The organism is Enterobacter sp. PL_is379, from assembly GCF_055817355.1.
The window spans coordinates 39717-59857 of sequence record NZ_JBVPGT010000032.1 but is presented as its reverse complement, the minus strand read 5'-3'; the positions used below and the strand labels follow the sequence as shown (position 1 = coordinate 59857).

Annotated in this window: 18 protein-coding genes; 5 read left to right on the top strand and 13 right to left on the bottom strand. The window is 56.6% G+C overall.

Annotated elements, in window-relative coordinates; all coding sequences use genetic code 11:
• Positions 1-50 precede the first annotated feature (50 nt).
• Complete coding sequence (ulaR, locus tag AC0TOY_RS19150; RefSeq protein WP_024907324.1) at positions 51-806, top strand: HTH-type transcriptional regulator UlaR; 756 nt, start codon at positions 51-53, stop codon at positions 804-806.
• Here the strand turns inward: ulaR and yjfP are convergent.
• Positions 803-1525 carry an esterase gene (yjfP, locus tag AC0TOY_RS19145; protein ID WP_090419384.1) on the bottom strand — a complete coding sequence of 241 codons (723 nt, stop codon included), beginning with the start codon at positions 1523-1525 and terminating at the stop codon, positions 803-805. The two genes, ulaR and yjfP, sit on opposite strands and share 4 nt — an antisense overlap.
• Positions 1526-1662: 137 nt before the next feature.
• On the opposite strand from yjfP, the gene bsmA reads away from it, so the two are divergent.
• From bsmA to AC0TOY_RS19130, 3 genes are all read left to right on the top strand, one after another.
• On the top strand, positions 1663-1992 hold the full coding sequence (bsmA, locus tag AC0TOY_RS19140; protein WP_024907326.1) for a biofilm peroxide resistance protein BsmA: 330 nt from the start codon (positions 1663-1665) through the stop codon (positions 1990-1992).
• A 136-nt stretch (positions 1993-2128) separates the two neighbouring features.
• The gene (gene yjfN, locus AC0TOY_RS19135; RefSeq protein WP_032645202.1) at positions 2129-2416 is read left to right on the top strand and encodes a DUF1471 family protease activator YjfN; all 288 of its coding nucleotides are present in this window, start codon (positions 2129-2131) and stop codon (positions 2414-2416) included.
• A gap of 172 nt (positions 2417-2588) precedes the next feature.
• Complete coding sequence (locus AC0TOY_RS19130) at positions 2589-4520, top strand: methyl-accepting chemotaxis protein (protein ID WP_370884145.1); 1932 nt, start codon at positions 2589-2591, stop codon at positions 4518-4520.
• Here AC0TOY_RS19130 and AC0TOY_RS19125 read toward each other — a convergent pair.
• Positions 4517-6139, bottom strand: coding sequence for an isovaleryl-CoA dehydrogenase (locus tag AC0TOY_RS19125; protein ID WP_048989497.1), 1623 nt, complete (start codon positions 6137-6139; stop codon positions 4517-4519). The genes AC0TOY_RS19130 and AC0TOY_RS19125 overlap by 4 nt on opposite strands.
• A gap of 193 nt (positions 6140-6332) precedes the next feature.
• Between AC0TOY_RS19125 and AC0TOY_RS19120 the strand changes: the two genes are divergently transcribed.
• Positions 6333-7607 carry an MFS transporter gene (locus tag AC0TOY_RS19120; RefSeq protein ID WP_473722374.1) on the top strand — a complete coding sequence of 425 codons (1275 nt, stop codon included), beginning with the start codon at positions 6333-6335 and terminating at the stop codon, positions 7605-7607.
• 90 nt (positions 7608-7697) lie between these two features.
• On the opposite strand, the gene rlmB is transcribed toward AC0TOY_RS19120, so the two are convergent.
• From rlmB to mutL, 11 genes are all read right to left on the bottom strand, one after another.
• Positions 7698-8432, bottom strand: coding sequence for a 23S rRNA (guanosine(2251)-2'-O)-methyltransferase RlmB (rlmB, locus tag AC0TOY_RS19115; protein ID WP_048989501.1), 735 nt, complete (start codon positions 8430-8432; stop codon positions 7698-7700).
• 66 nt (positions 8433-8498) lie between these two features.
• Positions 8499-10943: a ribonuclease R gene (gene rnr, locus AC0TOY_RS19110; RefSeq protein ID WP_148770159.1), complete on the bottom strand. Its 2445-nt coding sequence runs from the start codon at positions 10941-10943 to the stop codon at positions 8499-8501.
• A 38-nt stretch (positions 10944-10981) separates the two neighbouring features.
• Positions 10982-11407 (bottom strand): nitric oxide-sensing transcriptional repressor NsrR, encoded by a 426-nt coding sequence (gene nsrR / locus AC0TOY_RS19105; protein ID WP_023334253.1) that lies wholly within the window; start codon positions 11405-11407, stop codon positions 10982-10984.
• Positions 11408-11600: 193 nt separating this feature from the next.
• On the bottom strand, positions 11601-12899 hold the full coding sequence (locus AC0TOY_RS19100; RefSeq protein WP_024907332.1) for an adenylosuccinate synthase: 1299 nt from the start codon (positions 12897-12899) through the stop codon (positions 11601-11603).
• A gap of 104 nt (positions 12900-13003) precedes the next feature.
• Complete coding sequence (locus AC0TOY_RS19095; protein WP_003855996.1) at positions 13004-13201, bottom strand: DUF2065 domain-containing protein; 198 nt, start codon at positions 13199-13201, stop codon at positions 13004-13006.
• Positions 13202-13272: 71 nt separating this feature from the next.
• Positions 13273-14277: a protease modulator HflC gene (hflC, locus tag AC0TOY_RS19090; protein WP_024907333.1), complete on the bottom strand. Its 1005-nt coding sequence runs from the start codon at positions 14275-14277 to the stop codon at positions 13273-13275.
• A gap of 2 nt (positions 14278-14279) precedes the next feature.
• Positions 14280-15539, bottom strand: a complete 1260-nt coding sequence (hflK, locus tag AC0TOY_RS19085; protein WP_024907334.1) for an FtsH protease activity modulator HflK — start codon at positions 15537-15539, stop codon at positions 14280-14282.
• Between the two features lie 56 nt (positions 15540-15595).
• Entirely contained in the window at positions 15596-16876 is a 1281-nt protein-coding gene (gene hflX, locus AC0TOY_RS19080) for a ribosome rescue GTPase HflX (RefSeq protein ID WP_023310136.1), read from the bottom strand.
• Between the two features lie 74 nt (positions 16877-16950).
• Complete coding sequence (gene hfq / locus AC0TOY_RS19075; protein WP_023334248.1) at positions 16951-17262, bottom strand: RNA chaperone Hfq; 312 nt, start codon at positions 17260-17262, stop codon at positions 16951-16953.
• 85 nt (positions 17263-17347) lie between these two features.
• Positions 17348-18298, bottom strand: coding sequence for a tRNA (adenosine(37)-N6)-dimethylallyltransferase MiaA (gene miaA, locus AC0TOY_RS19070; RefSeq protein ID WP_032651346.1), 951 nt, complete (start codon positions 18296-18298; stop codon positions 17348-17350).
• A complete protein-coding gene (gene mutL, locus AC0TOY_RS19065) occupies positions 18291-20135 on the bottom strand; it encodes a DNA mismatch repair endonuclease MutL (RefSeq protein WP_473722372.1) in 1845 nt (614 codons plus the stop codon). The genes miaA and mutL overlap by 8 nt, the downstream gene beginning before the upstream one ends.
• Between the last annotated feature and the right edge of the window lie 6 nt (positions 20136-20141).

Here is a 20141-nt window from a genome sequence, read left to right as displayed (position 1 = left end):
ACGCTATTTCAAATATCATCTTTTCAAATCAATTCTTATCGGAATAGCTCATGACGGAAGCGCAACGGCATCAAATTCTCCTGGAACTCCTGGCGCAAACCGGGTTTATCACCGTCGAGAAAGTGATCGAACGTTTAGGCATCTCCCCGGCAACGGCGCGGCGGGATATCAACAAGCTGGATGAAAGCGGCAAGCTGAAAAAGGTCCGCAACGGCGCGGAAGCGATCAGCCAGCAGCGCCCTCGCTGGTCTCCGATGAATATTCATCAGGCGCAGAATCATGATGAAAAAGTGCGGATTGCCAGAGCCGCATCGCAGCTGGTGAATCCCGGCGAGAGCGTGGTCATCAACTGCGGCTCCACGGCGTTTCTGCTGGGCCGTGAAATGTGCGGCAAGCCGGTGCAAATCATCACCAACTACTTACCGCTCGCGAACTATCTCATCGACCAGGAGCATGAGAGCGTGGTGATCATGGGCGGGCAGTACAACAAAAGCCAGTCCATCACCCTTAGCCCTCAGGACAGCGAAAACAGTCTCTATGCCGGGCACTGGATGTTTACCAGCGGCAAAGGCCTGACGGCAGATGGCCTGTATAAAACCGATATGCTGACCGCGATGGCGGAGCAAAACATGCTTAACGTTGTGGGCAAGCTCGTTGTGCTGGTCGACAGCAGCAAAGTGGGCGAGCGCGCAGGGATGTTATTCAGCCGTGCCGAACAGATCGACATGGTGATCACCGGCAAAGGCGCCAACCCTGAGATCCTCCAGAAGCTGGAAGATCAGGGCGTAAAAGTGCTGCGCGTTTAAAGGTGCTGGCGGAAAAACGCTACCGTGGCATCCAGCGCCGTTGGCGTGATGCGGTGACGGACGCCCGGTTCCCACAGACAGGTCAGATTACCGTCCAGTCCTGCATTCATTAACGCCTGCTGCAGGCGGAAGGTTCCCTCGGGCGGGACCACATCATCCGCGTCACCGTGCCACAGCAGCAGCGGGCGATCGGCCAGGCGCGGCAATGCCCGGGTCACTTCCCACTCTTCGAGCGTCGCGGTGATTTCCGCTAAATCCTGAGGGGGAAAGAGCGTCTTCGCCAGCGACGTAAAATAGCCCGAGCCCATCAGGCAGGCGACAGACTTCACTTCAGGATGATGCGTCATAATCCCCAGCGCCGTCATACCGCCCATCGACGCTCCAGCCACGGCCAGACGATTGTCGGCCACCAGCCCTGCCTCATACAGCGCATCGCGTAGCCCGGCAAACTCGGTCAGACTCCCGTGCAGAATCTGCCAGAACTGCCCAAGACGCGCCTGTTCGTTACCCAAAAAGCGTGCGCCGTGGTCGGGTGCATCCGGCATCACCACGCGGAAACCCGCCTGCGCCAGCGCGACCGCAAAATAACTGTAAACCATCTTCGATGAGGTAAACCCATGATAAAAAACCACAACAGGCAGCGGTTTATCACGTTTACCCGCTGGCATCGCGTGTAAAATTTCATGGTCGCCGAGGTGGCGTATTTCAATTTCAATCATTGTCGACCCTGTGCGAATGTATGATTCATAATGTTGAGAACTGGGTTACGCTTTCACGTCATTTTCATTCGAAATATACGTCCCAGATAACACTTCGGGAACATTCCCCCAAAACTAAATTCACAGACAACTACACTATGGCTATCAGGAAACGAGATATGGTTATGCGCAGGTTTGCTGCTTTATTGCTGGTGTTTCTGCTCAGTGGCTGTAGCGCGCTGCAGGGAACGCCGCAACCCGCTCCACCGGTCGCCGATCATCCACAGGAGATTCGTCGTAATCAGACGGAAGGATTACAACGAATGGGCACCATCTCCGCGCTGGTTCGCGGCTCTCCGGATGACGCAGAAGCGGCAATAAAAGCACAGGCCGTCGCTGCCAAAGCAGATTATTACGTCATCATTATGATCGACGAAACCATCATAACGGGACAGTGGTATTCACAGGCCATTTTGTACCGGAAATAATGGTTTACCTTTGAACGAGATTTACACTGCTTTGCGTCCATAGACATTTTCCTGTCCACAATAAACTCCATGCCCGCGTCAATGGAAGGGAGTTTATTTGCGAAGGATTGCCCGGCGGATACCGGATATATGTGAAATGGAGCTGACGATGAAACGAACTCTTGCTTTGACCTCACTGTTGCTCTCAGCAGGCCTGCTGAGCACCACCGCGCAGTCAGCAGAATTCGCCAGTGCTGATTGTGTGACTGGCCTGAATGAAATTGGCCAGATCTCCGTGAATAATATCTCGGGGAGCCCGCAAGACGTTGAACGTGTCGTGGCATTAAAGGCCGATGAGCAGGGTGCTTCATGGTATCGCATCATCCAGATGCAGGAAGATAACCATATCGACCACTGGCGGGTACAGGCCATTCTCTACGTGTAATCTCCCTCCTGATAAAAGCCACTTATTTTTAGTGGCTTTTCGTTTTTGCAAATTTTTTATCTTATAAAAAACAAATCAAGAACAATAAAATAACATTTTGTTACATTAAACCAGTAAACGTAATCCCCGCTCTGCCGTTGAAGAACCATACCTTTTCAATGATGAGCAATTTATGATCAACATTTTTCGCCGCGCAGGCCTGGGTGCGAAACTGTCGCTGCTTACCGGCGTCAGTGTCGCCACGCTGTTTCTGCTTTTCACTTTTCTGCTCAGTCAAAAAGCCAGCCAGCAGCTTGAAGCCCTTGCGGTAGAAGATCTGCATAATCAGTCCACCGGCATGGTCGACATGGTGCAGATGTTTAACACCAGCCTGAGTGAAGAGGTTGAGAGCTATACCCGTCTGTTCACCACCTTTTTACCGCAGCCCCTGAACATTGATGCTTCCCAAACCCAGACAATTAACGGGCTCAGCGTTCCGCTTCTGAAAGGCGGAGATACCGGGCTGCATGAAAACAACACGCTTTCGGACGCGTTCCTGAACCGTACGGGAGCCATTTCGACGCTGTTTGTACGCAGCGGTAACGACTTTGTTCGCGTAGCCACTTCCCTGCGTAAAGAGAACGGCGAGCGGGCAATGGGTACCGTTCTGGATAACGCCAGCCCGGCCTTTGCCGCCGTCAACAAAGGTGAAGTCTACCGCGGCCTGGCGCTGCTGTTTGGCAAACGCTACATCACCCAGTACCAGCCGGTTAAAAACGCCGAAGGACAGGTCATTGCGATCGTCTTTGTCGGGGTGGACATCACCCACTCCTGGAACGTCATGCGTGAGAAAATCCTCAACCGCCGCCTGGGCGAGAGCGGTCACTTCTTCGTGCTGGATCGCAGCAACGGCAAAACGCGCGGGCAATACCTTTTCCACGCCAGCGAAGAGGGAAAACTGCCGAAGTGGGACGGCACGACGCAGCAACAGCTTCTGAGTGATAAACCCGGCACGCTGGAGCGCGTAAGCGACGACGGCCGCACGCTGAAAATGGCTTATACCCCGCTGCCAGGCTGGAACTGGACTATCGTGGGTGAAGTGGATAAATCGGTACTGCTCTCAAGCGTCACCGCCATGCGCGACGGTTTCCTCCTCGCCGGTACGGCCTTATCCATCCTGTTTGCTGGCCTGTTTGTAGTCCTGATTCGCCGCGTGCTGACCCGACCACTGCGCAATGTGATCCATCTTGCCCGGCAATATGCCGCAGGGGATCTCCGTTCCAGCCTGCCCGTGACGCGTCAGGACGAAGTCGGACAGCTGATCGACGCCATCAACGGCATCGGTGGCGGCCTGCAAAAAATTGTCCTGCAGGTCCGCGAGGCCGCAGGTGAGATCCATTCAGGCACCAACGCGCTAGCCGCCGATACGGGCGAAATTTCAGAGCAGATCAACAAGCAGGCCAGCAGCGTGGAAGAGACCTCCGCCAGCATGGAGCAGCTGGCCGCCACCGTACAGCAAAATGCCGCCAACATGGAGCAAACGCAGCAGCTGGTGGGTGAAACCTCGCTCGCGGTTCATCAGGGCGGTGAGACGGTCACCCACGCGGTGTCGACCATGGACGACATTCGCGAAGCGTCAAAACGCATCGCAGACATCACGCGCGTGATCGAGTCCATTGCTTTTCAGACCAATATCCTGGCGCTGAATGCGGCCGTGGAAGCGGCTCGCGCGGGCGAGCACGGTAAAGGGTTTGCGGTCGTCGCGCAGGAAGTTCGCGCCCTGGCGGGACGCAGCGCTAACGCGGTGAAGGAGATTGAACAGCTGATTGGCGATACGCTCAGAAAAGTCAGTGAGGGTCATGCGCTGTCTGAACAGACGCGCCTGGCGATGGATGACATCATCATTCATATCGATAACATCAGCCAGCTGGTCACCGAGATTAACCATGCCTCACGCGAGCAGTCCGCCGGGATCGGTCAGGTGAACCTCGCCATGACCCACATTGGCGAAGCGTCGCATATCAATGCCGATCGCATCTCACGCAGCGAACAAACGGCTCAAACGCTGCGCGAGAAGGGTTCACACCTGGCTCAACTGGTGAGTCTGTTCCAGCTAAAAGGCTAGCCGACTCTGCCCGTCGCACGCAGCAGCAGGTCACTTTGCACCTGCTCGCTCATCACCGTTCCGCCACGGGTATCCAGCATCATGCGGCACCACGCCTGCGCCACCGGGGGCGACGCGTGCCGCAGCATTTCGCTCCCGGCACTCAGCAGGAAAAGCTGCTGGGCGATCTCCCGCCCCTGCGCCTCCTGCGGTTTACGCAGTTTTTGCTGAAGCTGCCGCCAGCTGCGGTCGAAGTGTCTGTCCTGCCCTTTTACCTGCGCAAACTCATCGGCAAGCCGATCGTGTATACCCGGCTGCTTCGCCAGCACGCGCAGCACGTCCAGGCACATGATATTGCCTGACCCTTCCCAGATGCTGTTCACCGGCATCTCGCGATACAGGCGGGGAAGTTCGCTCTCCTCGCAATACCCGACTCCCCCCAGCACCTCCATCGCTTCAGCCACAAACGGGATGCCCGCTTTGCACACGCTAAATTTCGCGGCCGGGGTAAACAGCCGCGCCCATGCCGCCTCCTGCGGATCCGCGCGTTTATCCCACGCCCGCGCCAGGCGGAACAGCAGCGCCGTTTGCCCCTCCAGCACCAGCGCCATCCGGCTTAGCACTTCGCGCATGAGCGGCTGATCGATAAGATTTTTGCCGAAGGTCTGGCGCTGATGCGCATGGTACAGCGCCACGGAGAGCGCACGGCGCATCAGTCCGTGGCTGCCCAGCGCGCAGTCGAAACGCGTCAGCCCGCCCATTTTGAGGATCTGCCGTACCCCTTCGCCTTCTTCCCCCAGCAGCCAGCCGGAGGCATCAAGGAATTCCACCTCGCTGCTGGCGTTGGAGCGGTTCCCGAGCTTGTCCTTAAGGCGCTCCAGCCGGACGGCGTTGCGCTGCCCGTCAGGTAAAAAGCGCGGCACAAAAAAGCAGGATAATCCGCCCTTCGCCTGGGCCAGCACCAGATGCGCATCGCTTTGCGGGACGGAGAAAAACCATTTATGTCCCACCAGCCTATAACTGCCGTCGCTGCATTTTTCCGCCCTGGTGGTGTTGCTCAGCACGTCCGATCCGCCCTGCTTTTCCGTCATCCCCATACCGATCAGCAGGCCGCGCTTTTGCGCGCCGGGCGCAAGATGAGGATCGTAGCGATCGCTGAGCAGCGGCGTCAGCCAGTCGTGAAAGGGTTTGGGGAGCGCCTGCTGCAGGAGCGGTGTCGCGGCAAACGTCATGGTGACAGGGCACAGCGTGCCCGCCTCCACCTGAGCATGAAGCACAAAGCGTGCGGCCCGCGCGACAAACGCCCCTTTACGCGCCTCCTCTTCCCACGCCAGGTTATGCACGCGGTTGGCACACAGGCCCTGCATCAGCAGGTGCCATGCCGGGTGAAAGCGGACGTCATCCAGCCGCTCCCCGGTGGCGTCATAGCGAAGCAACTCCGGCGGATTCACGTTCGCCAGCCTGCCCAGCTCCAGCGATTCCGCCGTACCCAGCTGCTGACCAATGCTGGCGAGGAGTTCGATATCCCACTCGGCCCCTTCACGCGAGACCGCATCGCGCAGGGCGCAGTCGGAGAGGAAAAGGTTACTGTTGGAAAGCGGTGCAGGTTGATTGAAAACGGTATGGGTCTGCCAGTGCATGCTGTCTCCCTCCTTCAGTGGCAATGACGATAAGTATGGACAGACCGCGCACACGCTGCATGGGAGGGGAGTCACACGTTCACGATCCCGCTGATATCATTCGTGAAATAGCTCACAGAACATAAGAATAAACTATTTCATGACTTCGCTTTTGTTGAATAATTTATTCTTACCCTTTTCAGTGAGGATCGTTATGCAACCGGATGCGCACAAGCGAGCATTAATTGCAGGCTCCATTGGTAACTTTATCGAGTGGTATGAGTTTGCGGTCTACGGTTTTCTGGCGACCGTCATTGCGAAAAACTTCTTCCAGCTTGAAGGGGAAGCGGGGGTCACCAGCCTGATCCTCACCTACGCCTCGTTTGCCATCGCCTTCTTCTTCCGCCCGCTGGGTGCGGTGGTGTTTGGCCGCATCGGCGACCGGATTGGCCGTAAGCCGACGCTCATTATTGTGCTGGTGCTGATGACGCTCGCTACCGCCGCCATCGGCATTGTGCCGGTCTATGCCAGCATCGGGATTGCCGCGCCGCTCATTATTACGCTGCTGCGCATCCTGCAGGGACTGTTCGCGGGCGGCGAGTACGGCGGTGCGGTCTCGCTGATGACGGAGTTTGCCCCGCGCGGCAAGCGTGGGCTCTATGGCGCGTGGCAGTCCTTTACCGTGGCGCTGGGGCTGTTAGCGGGTGCAGGCATCGTGGCGCTGCTCTCTGCCCTCCTCACGCTGGAAGCCCTGCACGACTGGGGCTGGCGCATTCCTTTCTTCCTGGCGCTGCCCATGGGCGTCGTTGCGCTGTGGCTTCGTGTCAGTATGGAAGAGACACCCAGCTTTGTGCAGCAGCAGGATAAACCGGTTGTCGCTCAGGCAGATACTGCCGCCACGCTCCGGGCCATCGCGATGGGGATTGGGCGCGTAATGGTCTGGTCTGCAGCGGGGTACACTTACCTGGTGATTATGCCGACCTATCTGCAGTCGGCGCTGCATACCGGGTTTAACCAGGCGCTGCTTATAGCGGTGATTTCGAATATTGGTTTTGCACTCACCATCATTCCGTCGGGGATCCTGAGCGACCGGATCGGGCGCCGCACGGTGATGATTATCGCCACCGCGCTGCTGCTGATCCTCGCCCTGCCGCTGCTGAAAATTCTTCAGGCAGAGTCGAGTACGCTGGCGGTGAAGGCTGTTGTGGTGTTGATTGCGGGCGGTCTGGTCGGGATGCTGGCAGGGCCAGGCCCGGCAATGCTATCTGAGATGTTCCCGACGCGCGTGCGCTATACGGGGCTGGGGCTGGCCTACTCGTTGTCGAACGCGATTTTCTCGGGATGCGCAGGGCTGATTATTACCGGGCTGATTAAGCAGACGGGCAACCTGGATATTCCGGCGTATTACGTGATGGCGACGGCGGTAGTGAGTATTTTCGCGCTGATGACGCTAAGGAAGGATGACCATTTGCGGTCGTTAGAGGAGTGAGTTTGTCACCGTCTGGTGCCCTCACCCCGGCCCTCTCCCACGGGGAGAGGGAGAAAACACAAAAGGCCGTCCTGTGGACGGCCTTGCTGTTTATTCTCCCCGCTGACGCACCGCTTCAAACAGGCAGATACCCGTCGCAACAGAAACGTTCAGGGACGACACGCTGCCCGCCATTGGGATGCTGATCAGCTCGTCGCAGTGCTCGCGGGTCAGACGACGCATGCCTTCGCCTTCTGCCCCCATCACCAGCGCCAGACGGCCGGTCATTTTGCTCTGGTACAGAGTATGATCCGCTTCACCGGCGGTACCGACGATCCAGATGTTCTCTTCCTGCAGCAGACGCATGGTGCGCGCCAGGTTGGTCACGCGGATCAGCGGAACGTTTTCCGCCGCGCCGCAGGCCACTTTCTTCGCCGTCGCGTTCAGCTGCGCGGAGCGATCTTTCGGCACGATCACCGCGTGCACGCCCGCCGCATCGGCGCTACGCAGGCACGCGCCGAGGTTGTGCGGATCGGTAACGCCATCGAGGATCAGGAAGAACGGATTATCCAGCTCGGCAATCAGATCCGGCAGATCGTTTTCCTGATACTGACGGCCCGGCTTCACGCGGGCAATAATGCCCTGGTGAACCGCACCGTCACTTTTCTCATCCAGAAACTGGCGGTTCGCCAGTTGGATCACCACGCCCTGCGCTTCCAGGGCGTGGATCAGCGGCATCAGACGCTTATCTTCACGCCCTTTCAGAATAAACACTTCCTGAAAACGCTCCGGTGCGCGCTCGAGAAGGGCCTGCACCGCGTGGATGCCGTAAATCATTTCACTCATTGATGGTTCTCGTAAAAAGTATTTCCCCTCTCCCGGTTAGGGAGAGGGTCAGGGTGCGGGGAGACTTTACTCCGCCTGCTTTTTCTTGGCCGCGCGCTTCGCTTTGGTGGCAGCCGCTATTTTCTGCGTTTTCGCGGACGGTTTTTTCGCTGAACGGGCTTCTTTCTTCGCCGCCTTCGGCTTCTGTTTCTTCTCGCCGCGGAACGCGCTGTCCGGCTCGAAGTTTACCTTCTTGCCCGCCTGACGACGTTTACCGCCGCCCGGTTTACCGTTACCGGTTTTTTTCGCCCTTTCACGCTCGGTTTTCCCGACGTTACGCGGCGCACGCTCGCTGGAGATCAGGCTGAAGTCGATCTTACGGTCATCCATATTCACGGCTTCAACCTTCACTTCCACACGGTCGCCCAGACGATAGGTCTGGCCGCCAGATTCGCCAATCAGTCGCTGACCGACCTGGTCGAAGCGGTAGTAGTCGTTATCCAGGCTGGAGACGTGCACCAGACCGTCGATGAACAGCTCGTCCAGACGAACGAAGAAACCAAAGCCGGTCACGCTGGCAATCACGCCTTTAAAGACGTTACCCACCTGATCGAGCATAAAGTCACACTTCAGCCAGTCCGCCACGTCACGTGTTGCTTCATCAGCACGACGTTCGGTCATGGAGCAGTGCTGACCCAGCTGCAGCATCTCTTCCATCGAATAGTGGTAGCCACCGGTTTCGGTGGTGTTCCCTTTATGGCCCTGCTCCTGCGCCAGCAGATACTTGATCGCACGGTGCAGAGAGAGGTCAGGATAGCGACGGATCGGCGAGGTAAAGTGGGCGTAAGACTGCAGCGCCAGGCCGAAGTGACCGCGGTTTTCCGGATCGTAAATCGCCTGCTTCATTGAGCGCAGCAGCATCGTCTGCAGCATTTCTGCGTCAGGACGATCGCCAATGGACTCCAGCAGCTCGGCGTAATCGCGCGGCTCTGGCTTGTTACCGCCAGGCAGCTCCAGACCCAGTTCGGCCAGCACGGAGCGGAACGCGGTGATGGCTTCCGTCGACGGTTTATCGTGAATACGGAACAGCGCAGGCTCTTTGGCTTTCTCGACGAATCGTGCCGCTGAGATGTTCGCCAGAATCATACACTCTTCGATCAGCTTGTGCGCATCGTTACGCTGGGTCTGCTCGATACGCTCAATGCGGCGTTCCGCGTTGAAAATGAATTTCGCTTCTTCACTCTCAAAGGAGATCCCGCCGCGCTCTTCGCGCGCCTGATCCAGCGTTTTGTAGAGGTTATGCAGCTCTTCGATGTGTTTAACCAGCGGCGCGTACTGTTCGCGCAGATCCTGGTCGCCCTGCAGCATATGCCAGACCTTGGTATAGGTCAGACGCGCGTGCGAGCTCATCACTGCTTCGTAGAACTTGTAGCCGGTTAAGCGCCCTTTGGTGGAGATGGTCATCTCGCAAACCATACAGAGGCGGTCAACCTGCGGGTTCAGGGAGCACAGGCCGTTAGACAGCACTTCCGGCAGCATCGGCACGACCTGGGACGGGAAGTAGACCGAGGTACCGCGGCTGCGCGCTTCGTTATCCAGCGGAGTGTGCGGACGAACATAGTAGCTTACGTCTGCAATAGCGACCCACAGACGCCAGCCGCCGCCTCGTTTTTTCTCGCAGTAGACGGCGTCATCGAAGTCGCGGGCGTCTTCACCGTCGATAGTGACCAGCGGCAGGGAGCGCAGATCTACGCGGCCCGCTTTGGACTCTTCCGGCACTTCTTCGCGCAGGCTTTCGATCTGCTCTTCAACCGCTTTCGGCCAGATGTACGGAATTTCATGGGTACGCAGCGCCATATCAACGGCCATTGTGGTGCCCATGTTGTCGCCAAGCACTTCGACGATTTTACCTACCGCTTTAGTGCGACGGGTTGGGCGCTGGGTGAGTTCCACCACCACAACAAAGCCCATGCGGGCACCCATCACCTCTTCAGGTGGGATCAGAATGTCGAAGCTCAGACGGCTGTCGTCCGGCACCACGAAGCCCACGCCCGCGTCGGTAAAGTAGCGGCCAACGATCTGGCTGGTTTTTGGCACCAGAACGCGTACCACGCGCGCTTCGCGGCGACCTTTACGGTCAGCGCCCAGCGGCTGCGCCAGGATCTGGTCGCCGTGAATGCACATTTTCATCTGTTCAGATGAGAGGTACAGATCGTCTTTACGGCCTTCCACGCGCAGGAAGCCGAAGCCATCACGATGACCAATAACGGTGCCTTTCAGCAGATCGAGACGTTCTGGCAGCGCGTAGCACTGGCGGCGGGTAAAGACCAGCTGCCCGTCACGCTCCATTGCGCGCAGGCGGCGGCGAAGGGCTTCAATTTGCTCTTCACCTTCAATGTTTAGTTCAACGGCAAGTTCTTCACGATTGGCGGGTTTTTCGCGTTTTGTTAAGTGTTCAATGATGAACTCGCGGCTGGGAATAGGATTCGCGTATTTTTCGGCTTCGCGTTCCTGGAAAGGATCATGTGACATGTCGGTTCCTCCGTTGTCAGCTCCGGTGGAAATTTTCTTCATTCCACCAGCAATAATTTATAAAGCGGTTGATTCTCTTCAACCAAATCGGCCAGCGTGTAGTTATCCAGTTCCATGAGAAAACTTTGCACGGCCTTTGAAAGCGCCTTTTTCAGGCGGCAAGCGGGCGTGATGTGGCAGAACTCGCTGCTGCAGTTCACCAGAGACAGCGGCTCCAGTTCACGTACCACATCGCCCACACGAATACTCTGTGCCGGTTTACCGAGACGGATCCCACCATTCTTCCCGCGGACGGCAGCAACGTACCCGGCACGACTAAGTTGATTGATTATTTTGACCATATGATTACGGGATACGCCGTAGACCTCTGTAACTTCAGAGATACTGGTCATCTTCCCCTCGGGTAACGACGCCATGTAAATCAGCGCACGTAAGCCGTAATCGGTGAAACTTGTTAACTGCACATCAACCTCAGGAAAAAAGGGAAAACGCGGTCAAACCGCAGAGATATTCATTAATGATGATAAACCAGCCAGATAGTTAGCGGCTAATTTATTTGACAGACGGGGCGAAAAAGCGGAGATCCAGGAGCGTTCGCCGGATGGCGCTACGCTTATCTGGCCTACGGGTCCCCCCGCAGGCCAGCATTCACGAAGATTATGCGTCGAACGGGTCGCGCAGGATCATCGTTTCAGTACGATCCGGGCCGGTAGAAATAATATCGATCGGCACTTCGGTCAGTTCTTCAATACGCTTGATGTAATCCAGCGCCGCCTGCGGCAGGCCGCTACGCTCTTTCACACCGAAAGTGGTCTCAGACCAGCCCGGCATGGTTTCGTAGATTGGCTCAATGCCTTCCCAGTCGTCAGCTGCCAGCGGAGTGGTGGTCACTTCGCGGCCGTCTGGCATACGGTAGCCTACGCAGATTTTCACTTCTTTCAGGCCGTCCAGTACGTCCAGCTTGGTCAGGCAGAAGCCAGAGAGGGAGTTGATCTGCACAGCACGACGCACTGCAACCGCATCCAGCCAGCCGGTACGACGACGACGACCGGTGGTCGCGCCAAACTCGTTACCCTGCTTGCACAGGAACTCGCCGGTTTCATCAAACAGCTCGGTCGGGAATGGACCCGCACCCACGCGAGTGGAGTACGCTTTGATGATGCCCAGAACGTAATCCACATAACGTGGACCCAGGCCAGAGCCGGTCGCCACGCCACCTGCAGTGGTGTTAGAGGAGGTAACGTACGGATAGGTACCGTGGTCGATGTCCAGCAGCGTACCCTGCGCGCCTTCGAACATGACGAAATCGCCACGCTTGCGCGCCTGGTCCAGCAGATCGGACACATCAACAACCATACCGGTCAGAATGTCAGCAATCGCCATGACGTCATCCAGCACTTTCTGGTAGTCAACAGCGTCAGCTTTGTAGAAGTTCACCAGCTGGAAGTTGTGATATTCCATCACTTCTTTCAGTTTTTCAGCGAAGGTTGCTTTGTCGAAGAGGTCACCTACGCGCAGACCGCGGCGTGCAACTTTATCTTCGTAAGCCGGGCCGATGCCACGACCGGTGGTACCGATCGCTTTCGCACCGCGCGCTTTCTCACGCGCGACGTCCAGCGCCACGTGATAATCCAGGATCAGCGGGCAGGCTTCGGAGAGCAGCAGACGCTCACGAACAGGGATACCACGGTCTTCCAGACCTTTCATCTCTTTCATCAGCGCAGCAGGAGACAGCACAACGCCGTTACCGATGATGCTGGTGACGTTATCACGAAGAATGCCTGATGGAATAAGATGGAGGACGGTTTTTTCACCGTTGATTACGAGAGTATGGCCTGCGTTGTGACCGCCCTGGTAGCGTACAACATATTTAGCCCGTTCAGTCAGAAGATCAACAATCTTCCCTTTACCTTCGTCACCCCATTGGGTGCCCAGTACGACGACGTTGTTACCCATTTTTTTCAAAATCACCGTTTGCTTAAAAATGGATTCTACCATCGCTTTTTCAGATATACAGCACTTTTTGACCTCAAAATACGCCGATTGCGCCTACTTTTTGATCAGCCAATCGTTTTCCTCAACATGTAGTAGATCACGATGCCCGCAACCACAAGACCACCGCCAAAACGACGCAAAATATTATCCGGCAGTTGGCTCATCGTGGCGATCATTCGACGCCAGGCGCGTGGATAGAGCATCGGTCCAAGGCCTTCCAGCACCAGGACCAAAGCCAGTGCGAGCCAGATCGTTGAATTCATTTTTATTCCTTATAAAAGAAAACCACCGCTCCGTTAAGAGCGGTGGTTTGAATACTCAAACGAGCCTGAGTTTATCGCGTTGCGTTAGTCGGCGTCTTCATATAACGGAAGAAATCGCTGTCCGGGCTGAGCACCATCACATCCTGGTTGCTCTGGAAGCTATTCTCGTAAGCACGCAGGCTACGGATAAAGGCGTAGAAGTCAGGATCCTGGCTGAAGGCATCAGCGAACAGCTTCGCCGCTTCGGCATCACCTTCACCGCGCAGGATACGGCCCTGGCGCTCAGATTCCGCCAGCGTCTTGGTGACTTCGTAATCCGCTGCTGCACGCAGCTTCTCAGCCTCTTCCTGGCCCTGTGAACGGTGACGACGGGCTACCGCTTCACGCTCGGCGCGCATACGGTTGTAAATCGCCTCAGACACTTCTGCTGGCAGGTTGATCTGCTTGATACGCACGTCAACCACTTCGATACCTAGCGCAGCCATACTGTTCGGGTTGATCACCGGCACTTTACCGTTGGTCTCCGCCTGAACGCGTTCAGCCGCTTTGGCAATCGCATCATCTGCTGCCGGGGTTGAAACCTCGTCTTCCGTGCCCGCGGTACCGGAGTTCAGGGCATCGCGAACTTCCAGGGTCAGACGACCACGGGAGTCGGTCACGATGTCTTTCACATCCAGACGACCAATCTCAGAACGCAGACGGTCAGAGAACTTACGCTTCAGCAGCACTTCTGCCTGAGAAACGTCACCGCCGCCTGTTGCCAGGAAGTAACGGCTGAAATCGCTGATACGCCATTTGATATAGGAATCAACGATCAGGTCTTTCTTCTCTTTGGTCACGAAACGGTCAGCCTGGTTATCCATGGTCTGGATACGCGCATCAAGCGTTTTCACTGACTGAATGAACGGCACCTTGAAGTGCAGGCCCGGTTCGTAAATGACCGGGCGTTTGTCGCCATCACGCACGACGCTGCTGAACTGGAACTTGATCCCACGCTCGCCTTCTTTCACCACAAAGATCGAGGTATAAAGCACGACCAGTACGATGACGATGATCGCAATAACTGACTTACGCATCCTTATTCCCCCTGACGCTGGTAGTCGTTACGCTGCGCGTTAGCACGGCGTTGGTCCATAATGTCACCATCGTTCGAAGAAGGCGTTGTGTTCGTGCTGGCGCTGCCTGTTGAGGCTGGCGGCAGACGCAGCAGGTTGTTCGCGCCGCTGGTGTCGCCTTTCGCTGCTGGCGCAGAACTGCCTTTCAGCATCTGATCCAGCGGCAGAACCATCAGGTTTCCGCCTTTATTGTCGTTAACCAACACTTTGCGGGTGTGGCTCAGCACTTTTTCCATGGTCTCGATATAGAGACGCTCACGGGTAATTTCCGGTGCCGCTTTATATTCCGGCAGGATCTTCGCAAAGCGAGCCACTTCACCCTGAGCTTCCAGGATGGTCTGCGTCTTATACGCGCGCGCTTCTTCCAGAATACGCTGCGCCTGACCGTTAGCGCGTGGCTGAACTTCGTTGGTGTACGCTTCTGCTTCACGGATGTACTGCTGTTCGTTTTCACGGGCAGCAATCGCATCGTCAAATGCGGCTTTCACCTCTTCCGGCGGACGCGCAGCCTGGAAGTTGACGTCCAGCAGGGTGATACCCATGTTGTACGGACGAATGGTCTCTTCCAGCTCGCGCTGGGTATCGCTACGAATAACGGTACGACCTTCGGTCAGGATACGGTCCATGGTGTATTTACCGATCACACCGCGCAGGGCGCTGTCGGTCGCCTGACGCAGGCTGTCATCGGCGCTGGTCACGCTAAACAGATAACGCTCAGGATCGGTCACGCGGTACTGCACGTTCATCTCAACGCGCACCACGTTTTCGTCAGAGGTCAGCATCACGCCAGAGGCGGCCAGTTCACGGACAGATTCCACGTTTACCGCGGTCACGTCGTCAATGAAGGTCGGCTTCCAGTTCAGACCCGGCTCAACCAGATGGCTGAACTTGCCGAAACGGGTGACCACGCCGCGCTCTGCTTCTTTAATGGTGTAGAATCCGCTGGCTGCCCAGATGATGACCACCGCAGCGGCCACGATGCCCACTACGCGGCCACCCATTGGCGGGCGCGAACTCTGAGTGGAATTGCCACCCGAGCCAGAACCTTTTCCTCCGCCAAGGCCACCAAGCTTCTTGCTCAGCTTGCGGAAGATATCATCCAGATCCGGCGGCCCCTGCTCGCGACCACCTTTGTTGCCATTTCCCTCAGAGTTGCCGCCAGGTTTGCTGCTTCCCCACGGGTCGCGGTCTTGTCCGTTATTACCGGGCTGATTCCACGCCATGTATATGCTCCATATTTGTTATGCAAGGGCGAATTATTCAGGCATCCCCTTTCTGATCAGACGATATAGTCGACCAGCGCAGGTTCTTGTTTACAGAGGCGACGCCAGTCAACGATCGGCATACGCACCTGCATCCCCACGCTGCCGTCATCCTCCATCCACTCTTTTTCTATCGCCTGAAGCTGATAAAACCGGCTGCGCAGCCTGCCTTCCTGTGGCGGCAGTCGCAGCGTGTGCTGAGCTACCTCACCGGAAAGACGTTCTGTCAAAGCCTGGAAAAGCAGTGGCACACCAATACCGGTCTGGGCAGAAAGCCAGACCCGAATCGGTTTGTTCTCTTCATCTCTGTCGATACGCGGTTCGAAATCGTCCAGCATATCGATCTTATTCATGACCAACAGCGTTGGGATCTCATGGGCGTCGATCTCTTCGAGCACCACGTTTACCGCGTCGATGTTCTCCTGCACGCGCACGTCTGCCGCATCAATCACGTGCAGCAGCAGAGTCGCCTGTCGCGTCTCCTGCAGGGTGGCTTTAAACGCCGCCACCAGGTCATGCGGCAGGTGGCGGATAAACCCTACGGTATCCGCCAGCACCGTTTCACCGACGTCTGCAACGTCAATACGGCGCAGCGTAGGGTCCAGGGTCGCAAACAGCTGGTCTGCGGCATACACCTGGGCCTCGGTTATCTGGTTAAACAGGGTGGATTTACCGGCGTTGGTATAGCCCACCAGCGACACCGTCGGGATGTCGGCTTTCGTTCGCGCCCGACGTCCCTGTTCACGCTGTTTCTCTACACGTTCCAGACGTGAGAGGATCTGGGTAATTCGGCCACGCAGCAAACGACGGTCGGTTTCGAGCTGGGTTTCACCCGGGCCGCGCAAACCAATCCCGCCTTTTTGTCTTTCAAGGTGTGTCCAGCCACGCACCAGACGCGTTGCCAGATGGCGCAGCTGCGCCAGCTCAACCTGCAGTTTCCCTTCGTGGGTACGTGCACGCTGAGCAAAAATATCTAAAATCAAACCCGTGCGATCGATAACACGGCATTCGCAAAGGGCTTCCAGGTTGCGCTCCTGGGCTGGAGACAGCGCATGATCAAACAACACGACTGACGCGCCGGTTGCTTTTACGGCATCCGCAATTTCGACTGCTTTACCTTCACCAACAAAATACTTTGGGTGCGGCGCTTTACGGCTACCGGTAATCACCTGCATTGCTTCGACACCGGCGGAAGAGACCAGAGATTCAAACTCCTGGAGGTCTTCCATATCTTTGTCTTGCGAAAAATAGATGTGTACCAGCACCGCCTGCTCACCGGCATCATAACGGTCAAACAAGCGTAAACCTCTCTAAAAAGATCAGCGGGGAACGCAGGATCCCTGGCTCCCCGTGTGGATAACAGTGCGAAACCTTATTCGGTTTCGTCGCTGTCCTGCGCCGGCGTTGAAGAGCCCTGCGCGCTGCTGCCATGATGGTAGTTACTACCAGTGCCGCCGCCAGCGTTATTGCTGTGATGAGATACCGGACGGGACGGAACAACAGTAGAAATAGCGTGCTTGTAGACCATCTGACTGACCGTGTTTTTCAACAGAATCACAAACTGATCGAAAGACTCAATCTGACCTTGCAGCTTAATACCATTCACCAAATAAATAGAAACTGGAACACGTTCCCGACGCAATGCGTTCAGGAACGGATCTTGTAAAGATTGCCCCTTAGCCATTCTATCTTTTCCTTATATGCTTGTTTTGTACTTAGAACCTTGCGATTCTGAAAAATTGCGCACGATACGTCTCAATTGTACACATTCAGTGAGCGATATCACCAACAACCTCAATCACTTCGTTTAACGCCTGTTGCGGTTTTTCACTGTCTAACCAGTGAACGCCGTCCCAACCGCGCAACCAGGTGATCTGGCGCTTCGCTAACTGTCTCGTGGCGCAAACACCTCTATAAACCATTTCATCGTATGAAATCTCACCTTCAAGATACGACCACATCTGGCGGTATCCCACACAACGAATGGAAGGCATGTCCGTATGCAAATCTCCACGGGCAAATAACGCCCGCACTTCTGCTTCAAAATCTGAAGCTAACATCTGATGAAAACGCTGCTCAATTCGCTGATGGAGCAGTTCACGGCTCGCCGGGGCGATGGCGAACTGATGCACCTGATACGGCAGAGCGTCTCCTGACGTTTGCGTCAGTTCCGTTAAAGTTTTACCCGAAATGAAAAAAACTTCCAGTGCCCGGGAAAGCCTTTGCGGATCATTTGGATGGATCCGTGCTGCGGCAACCGGGTCAATTTCCGCCAGTTGCTGATGCAAAACGTCCCAACCCTGCTCTGCCGCCTGCTGCTCAATTTTCGCTCTTATTTCCGGATCCGCGGATGGCAGGGGTGACAACCCCTCCAGCAACGCCTTGAAATAGAGCATGGTTCCGCCAACCAACAGCGGTATACGTCCCGCCGCCGTTATCTCGGCCATCTCGGCTAAGGCATCCCGGCGGAAATCCGCTGCGGAGTACGCCTGAGCCGGGTCGAGAATATCCAGCAAACGGTGCGGTGCCGCACGCAGCTCTTCTGCGTCAGGCTTCGCCGTGCCGATGTCCATCCCCCGGTAGATGAGGGCGGAGTCGACGCTAATCAACTCTACAGGCAAAACTTTACGCAACTCAATGGCGAGCGCCGTTTTGCCGGAGGCCGTTGGGCCCATTAAAAAAATTGCCTTAGGCAGGCTCGCCTTACTTGCGTCAATCATGTTTCAGGGCGTTCATCGCCGTTTGTAAATCAACAGGTTGTAATAACCCACCCGGCGGCGTTTTCACCAGATGCGGACAGAGGCGTTCCACCTCCGCCAGCACGCTAATGGCCTGCGCCATACTCCACGGCGTGTGTTCGCTTGCCAGATGGCGGGCGATCCACTGCGCGGTGTTGGCGGCATTAAACGCTGTTTGCTGCGCCAGGTAGCCTATCAGTTCAGGAATCAAGTTTTGTAAATTTTGTTGGCGTAAGGGTAAAGGCACTGCACGAATTGTCACATGTTGTGGTTCGAGCACAGTTTCAATACCCATCTGCGCCAGCTGCAACTCGGCGCGCTGCAATACCCTTGTTTCATCAGGGGATATTTTCAGACGAACCGGAATTAACAACGGCTGCGCGCAGGCGGCATTTTCGCCAGGCGTGAGCTGCACCTGCTTAAGCCAGCGTTCGGCGACCGGCAGTGCCAGAAGCATCAATTTGCCGTCACGCTCAAGCAGTGCCATATCCGGCGCGATAATCGTCAGCACCCGGCCAAAACTCTGGCTATGGCCGTCCAGAGAAGGCTGAGCGGCCGGAATGTGCTCTTTACGTTCCACGGCTGGCGTTTCCAGCAGCTTGCGGTACAACGCGCCCTGTTGCTTCTGATAGCCAGGCTGGGCATTCGGATAGTTCGCGCCCGTTGGACGCGGCGCGCTACCAGCCGGGGAGTAACGCGGGGCTTCCGGTTCACGCGCGACGGCAGGCTCCGCAAAATGGTTGCGCCCTGCCGCCACACGGTTTTCGGGCAGCGGACGCGGTACAGTAGCGTCGTTCTCCAGCGGCAGCGTTGGCTCTGCCTGCTGCTGCAACACGGTGGCCACGCCCTGATAAATGAAGTCGTGAACCAGACGCGACTGGTGGAACCGTACCTCATGCTTGGCGGGATGGACGTTCACATCCACCTGGTGGGGGTCGATGTCCAGATAAAGGACGAAAGCAGGCTGCTGATCGGCACCCAGTTTGTCTTCGCAGGCCTGGCGAATCGCGTGATTGATGAGACGGTCGCGCATCATGCGGCCGTTGACGTAGCAATACTGGATCTCCGCAAACGCAGCACTGCTCGCGTTTGGATCGGCAACCCAGCCGCGCAGCGCCAGATCGCCGTGCTGCCACTCAATGGCCAGGGCCTGTTCAAGGAACGGCGTACCGCAGATCGCCCCCAAACGGCGCTCTTTCTGTCCACCTTCTGCCACCGCGCGATACTGGCGCATCACCTTGCCGTTGTGGCTGAGGTTGATGGTGACATCGAATCGCGCCAGTGCGATACGCCGGATGATCTCGTCGATATGGCCGAACTCGGTCTTCTCGGTACGCATAAACTTGCGTCGGGCGGGGGTGTTGTAGAAGAGATCTAATACTTCAAGCGTCGTGCCGACAGGGTGTGCTGCGGGTTTAACCGTGACATCCATATCGCGCCCTTCGGCGTAAGCCTGCCAGGCTTCCTGCTGTTCAGCGGTACGGGAGGTCAGCGTTAAGCGCGAAACCGAGCTGATACTGGCCAGCGCTTCACCTCGAAAACCGAGGCTAATAATCGCCTCCAGGTCGTCCAGAGAGGCAATTTTACTGGTGGCGTGACGGGCCAGCGCCAGCGCGAGCTCGTCTTTTTTAATGCCACAGCCGTTGTCGCGAATGCGAATAAGCTTCGCGCCACCGCGTTCGATATCAATATCGATGCGGGTTGCCCCCGCATCGAGGCTGTTTTCCACCAGCTCCTTCACCACCGACGCAGGGCGTTCCACCACCTCACCGGCGGCGATTTGGTTCGCGAGCTGCGGCGGTAGAACCTGAATCGGCATGAATTC

Coding starts and splice junctions, on each gene's coding strand:
- hflC (WP_024907333.1), bottom strand. CDS start 14,277: ATGCGTAAGTCAGTTATTGCGATCATCGTCATCGTACTGGTCGTGCTT.
- mutL (WP_473722372.1), bottom strand. CDS start 20,135: ATGCCGATTCAGGTTCTACCGCCGCAGCTCGCGAACCAAATCGCCGCC.
- yjfN (WP_032645202.1), top strand. CDS start 2,129: ATGGAGCTGACGATGAAACGAACTCTTGCTTTGACCTCACTGTTGCTC.
- rlmB (WP_048989501.1), bottom strand. CDS start 8,432: ATGAGTGAAATGATTTACGGCATCCACGCGGTGCAGGCCCTTCTCGAG.
- AC0TOY_RS19095 (WP_003855996.1), bottom strand. CDS start 13,201: ATGAATTCAACGATCTGGCTCGCACTGGCTTTGGTCCTGGTGCTGGAA.
- hflK (WP_024907334.1), bottom strand. CDS start 15,539: ATGGCGTGGAATCAGCCCGGTAATAACGGACAAGACCGCGACCCGTGG.
- AC0TOY_RS19100 (WP_024907332.1), bottom strand. CDS start 12,899: ATGGGTAACAACGTCGTCGTACTGGGCACCCAATGGGGTGACGAAGGT.
- ulaR (WP_024907324.1), top strand. CDS start 51: ATGACGGAAGCGCAACGGCATCAAATTCTCCTGGAACTCCTGGCGCAA.
- miaA (WP_032651346.1), bottom strand. CDS start 18,298: ATGATTGACGCAAGTAAGGCGAGCCTGCCTAAGGCAATTTTTTTAATG.
- rnr (WP_148770159.1), bottom strand. CDS start 10,943: ATGTCACATGATCCTTTCCAGGAACGCGAAGCCGAAAAATACGCGAAT.
- AC0TOY_RS19120 (WP_473722374.1), top strand. CDS start 6,333: ATGCAACCGGATGCGCACAAGCGAGCATTAATTGCAGGCTCCATTGGT.
- yjfP (WP_090419384.1), bottom strand. CDS start 1,525: ATGATTGAAATTGAAATACGCCACCTCGGCGACCATGAAATTTTACAC.
- bsmA (WP_024907326.1), top strand. CDS start 1,663: ATGGCTATCAGGAAACGAGATATGGTTATGCGCAGGTTTGCTGCTTTA.
- AC0TOY_RS19130 (WP_370884145.1), top strand. CDS start 2,589: ATGATCAACATTTTTCGCCGCGCAGGCCTGGGTGCGAAACTGTCGCTG.
- hfq (WP_023334248.1), bottom strand. CDS start 17,262: ATGGCTAAGGGGCAATCTTTACAAGATCCGTTCCTGAACGCATTGCGT.
- AC0TOY_RS19125 (WP_048989497.1), bottom strand. CDS start 6,139: ATGCACTGGCAGACCCATACCGTTTTCAATCAACCTGCACCGCTTTCC.